Source organism: Mycobacterium sp. NAZ190054 (assembly GCF_001545925.1).
Classification (GTDB): Bacteria; Actinomycetota; Actinomycetes; order Mycobacteriales; family Mycobacteriaceae; genus Mycobacterium.
This window is the reverse complement of sequence record NZ_LMVQ01000317.1, coordinates 1-3,989: the sequence shown is the minus strand read 5'-3', so window position 1 is coordinate 3,989 and position 3,989 is coordinate 1. Positions and strand designations below refer to the sequence as shown.

The window sequence follows — 3,989 nt, the reverse complement described above, 5'->3', positions numbered from 1 at the left end:
CGGCGGCGCTCGAGGTGTTCACGGCCGTCGAGCAGCAGGACCGTGCCGTGCATCAGATCGTTGCCACTCGCGGAGTAGCCACCCTGGACGAACGACTTGCGGTCCCGCAGAACCTCGAAGATCTCGTCGTAATCGGTTAGGTGCTGCATGCCCTCGATCGCCGCTGACGACATGTAGTCGAGCATTTCCGTCATGATTACCTCGATTCTGGTTTATTTGACGTAACTGGTTCGTGTTTTCGGCGACCCGTCTCAGATGTCGAGCACCAGCCGGTCGCCGACGGCCCGTGAGCAGCACACCATCATCTGCGTGCCCGCCAGCCGCTCCCGCTCGGTGAGTGTGGAATCCCGGTGGTCCGGAACGCCTTCCAACACCTCGGTTTCGCATGAGCCGCAGGTTCCCTCACCACATGACCGCGGGACGAGCACGCCGACACCCTCCAGCGCATCGGCGATCGTCGTGCCCGGTGCGACGGTGACCGAGACACCCGATTGTGCCGCGACCACCTCGAAGGCATGGTCTGCCGCGGAGCCCGGCGCGACTGCTCCCGGCCGGAACCGCTCGACGTGCAGGTCGACATCCGGACGCGACAAGGCGGCCGCCTCGACGGCATCCACCAGCCCGGCCGGACCGCAGCAGTACACCGCCGCACCGGCCGGCACCCGTGCGAGGGCCCCGGCCACATCGGCCCGTCCTCTCGACGACGAGGGCCACACCGTCACCCGATCGCCGTAACGCGCCAGATCGTCGACGAACGCCATCGACTCGGCGCACCGCCCGAGGTACAGCGCCGACCAGTCCCTGCCGCGGGCGTCGAGCTCGCGGATCATCGCCAGGATCGGCGTGACCCCGATCCCGCCGGCGATCATCAGGTAGCTGCCGGCCTCGACGAGTCCGAAGTGGTTACGCGGCCCGCGGGCGTCGACCAGGTGGCCCTGGCGCAGCGCACCGCAGATCCACCGCGACCCACCGCGACTCGACGGTTCGTCGAGAATCCCCAGCGTCCACGTTTCGGTGTCGGACGGGTCGCCGCACAACGAGTACTGGCGGACCAGCCCGTTGCCCAGCGCCAGGTCGATGTGAGCACCGGGCGTCCACGAGGGCAGCGGCCCGCCGTCGGCGGCGGCCAGTTCCAGCCGGATCACCCGGTGGGCCACGGTCTCGAGGCGCACCACCACCAACGAGATCACCGCGTCGTCGGTGTCGGCCGGGCGTTCCAGCGTGTCCGTCATCGCGATACCTCCTCCAGTGCGAGCCCTCGCGTCTCCGGCCCGAAGAGAAGGACCGCGACCGCCGCGGCGACGAAGGTGATCGCGGAGACCACGAACACCGCTCCGGGACCGAAGTTGGTCATCAACAGCGGCACGGTCAGCGGGCCGAGGATGGCGCCGATGCGACCGATCGCCGACGAGGTACCGCAGCCGGTGGCTCGGGCCCGGGTCGGAAACAGCTCAGGGGTGTAGGCGTAGATCGTCGACCACATGCCGAACAGGAAGAACTGCATCAGCGATCCCGCGATCAGCAGCTGGGCCGTGGAGTCGGCTTGACCGTAGATGAAGGCCGAGATCGCACTGCCGACGACGAATGCCACCACGATCGGCTTGCGGCCGATCCGCTCCAGAAGCTGTGAAGCGACGAGGAATCCGGGGATACCCCAGAGCGCCATCAACACGACGTACTGGATGGACCCGGTGATCGAGAACGACGAGTCCGCCAGCAGCTTCGCGATCCAGGTCGTGATGCCGTAGTAGCCCAGCTGTACGCAGAACCACATCCCCCACGCCAGCAGCGTCCGGCCGCGGTACTGCTTACCGAGCAGTTCCTTCAGAACCCCGCCCGCACCCTCAAGCGGTGCCACGGGCGGCGCGTACGCGGCGGGCGGGGGCAACTCGCGCCCGTAGGACTTCTCCACCTTCGCTTCGAAGGCGCTGATGGCCTCCTCGGCCTTGTCGTAGTAGCCGCGCGCCTCGTACCACCGCGCCGATTCGGGAACCGCCCGGCGGGCGAACAGTGCCCACAAGGCGAAGACCGCCTGCAGGAGGAAGATCGACCGCCAGCCGAACGCCGGCACCAGGACCATCGCCAGCACACCGGCGGTGATGAAGCCGATCGGCCAGAAACCTTCCAGCCAGCCCAGCAGCCGGCCTCGGTGCTCGGTCGGGGCGAACTCCGACAGCAGCGACTGCGCGAGCGGGAATTCCGCGCCCATGCCGAGGCCGAGCATGAAGCGGAAGACCAGGAGCGAGGCCAGGTCCCACGAGAAGAACAACCCGAGGCTGGCCAGACCCCAGCAGATCATGCTCGACACGAATACCGGGCGACGGCCGATCCGGTCACCGAGGATGCCTGCGGCGCTGGCGCCGATGGCCATGCCGGCGAAACTTGAGCTGGCCAGCAGTCCGGCCTCCCAGCCCGTCAGGCCGAACTCCTCGCTGATCGGGGCGAGCACGAAGGTCAGCGACGCGATGTCGATCGAGTCGAACAGCCACGCCATCGCGATGATGAGGAAGAGCTTCTTCTGGTAGCCCGTGAGTGGCAGGCGCTCCATCCTCGCCGCGAGGTTGAGCCGGCGAGCGGCGTCGCTCGGGGTGGCGATAGTCATAGAAACTCCGATCTCGACGTGAATCGGGACGACGTCCCGATTGAGGAGTGTGCCAGGCGTCACTTCCGTCGTCAAGGGTGTCGCGGGCCGCACCTGATATCGATCGGCAGTGGATTGCCCTGCACAGCAACGTTTTCCGGACACGCCGACAGCCACGACGCGGGACGTGTCGCGTCGTGGCGCTGCGGGTCGGCTACCTCACCGGGTGAGGTAGAGGACCTTCGTCTTCGTGAAGAAATCCAGGTTGGTCGATCCGATGGAGAACGCCCCCAAGCCGCTGTCCTTCGCGCCGCCGAACGGCACATGCGCCTGACTCGAGGTGCCGTGGTTGATGTGCAGCATTCCGACATCCGCTTCGGCGTGTACGCGCAGGGCCACGGCGGTTTCCGAGGTGAACACGGCTGCGGCGAGGCCGAATCGAGAATTGTTCAGCGCAGCGACGGCGTCCTCCACACCGCCGACCCGGACGACCACGAGGACGGGACCGAAAATCTCGTCCTGGAAGGCCGCCGACGACTGGTCCACGTCGGTGAGCACCGTGGGCGCGACGTAGGGGCCGGGCGGCACCGGTCGGTCGACGGTGCGGCGCACCGCCCCGTCCGCCAGCGCGCCGTGTATGTAGTCGAGCACGCGGCGCTGCTGGTGTGGGGTGACCAGCGGCCCGATGTCGACGCCGGGGTCGGTTCCCCGTCCCACGGTCAGGGCGTCGAACGCTGCCGCCAGGCGCGCCACCACCTCGTCGTGGATCGCGTCGTCGGCGAGCACCCTGCTGATCGCGGTGCAGCGCTGACCGCTGCACTGCGTCGCCGCCGCGACGATGGCGGTGACGGCCGCGTCCAGGTCCGCGGTTTCGTGCAGATACACGGCGTTCTTGCCGCCGAGTTCGAGTTGAACCGGCACGAGGCGGCGTCCGGCCGCCTCGGCGATCCGGCGTCCGACGGCGGACGAACCGGTGAAGCTGATCCCGTCGACCAGCGGATGCTCGCACAGCAGCGCTCCCGCGGCGGCCTCGCCGCACACGGTGTTCATCACCCCGTCGGGAAGCCCGGTGTCCAGGAGCAGATCAGTCATCGCCAGCGCGGTCAGCGTCGCCGACGGCGCCGGCTTGCAGACGATGGTGTTCCCGGACGCGAGCGCGGGCGCCACCTTTCGAGCCACCGCCAGCGCGGGGAAGTTCCAGGGGGTGACGGCGGCGACGACGCCCAGCGGCACCCGCGTCGTCACCGCCAGCCCGCCCGCGGTGTTGGTGGGAATGGACTGCCCGAAGAGCCGGTGCGGTTCGCCCATGGTGAACTCGATTTCGGCGACGGTGCGATCGATCTCGGCCAGGCTCTCGGTCAGTGGCTTGCCCATCTCGGCAGTCGCGATGGCGGCCAGCATCGTTCGG

At 68.3% G+C, this 3,989-nt stretch carries 3 protein-coding genes and 1 pseudogene; all 4 read right to left on the bottom strand.

Translation table 11 applies throughout. The features are described 5' to 3' along the window. Positions 1–194: pseudogene (locus ASJ79_RS20130) on the bottom strand (cytochrome P450); the annotation flags it as partial. A gap of 57 nt (positions 195–251) precedes the next feature. Continuing rightward, positions 252–1,232: a PDR/VanB family oxidoreductase gene (locus ASJ79_RS20125; RefSeq protein ID WP_067959006.1), complete on the bottom strand. Its 981-nt coding sequence runs from the start codon at positions 1,230–1,232 to the stop codon at positions 252–254. Continuing rightward, positions 1,229–2,602 (bottom strand): MFS transporter, encoded by a 1,374-nt coding sequence (locus ASJ79_RS20120; RefSeq protein ID WP_067959002.1) that lies wholly within the window; start codon positions 2,600–2,602, stop codon positions 1,229–1,231. The genes ASJ79_RS20125 and ASJ79_RS20120 overlap by 4 nt, the downstream gene beginning before the upstream one ends. A 198-nt stretch (positions 2,603–2,800) precedes the next feature. Beyond that, the coding region (locus ASJ79_RS20115) for an aldehyde dehydrogenase (RefSeq protein ID WP_156448538.1) at positions 2,801–3,989 on the bottom strand (1,189 nt) is incomplete at its 5' end.

Coding starts and splice junctions, on each gene's coding strand:
- ASJ79_RS20125 (WP_067959006.1), bottom strand. CDS start 1,232: ATGACGGACACGCTGGAACGCCCGGCCGACACCGACGACGCGGTGATC.
- ASJ79_RS20120 (WP_067959002.1), bottom strand. CDS start 2,602: ATGACTATCGCCACCCCGAGCGACGCCGCTCGCCGGCTCAACCTCGCG.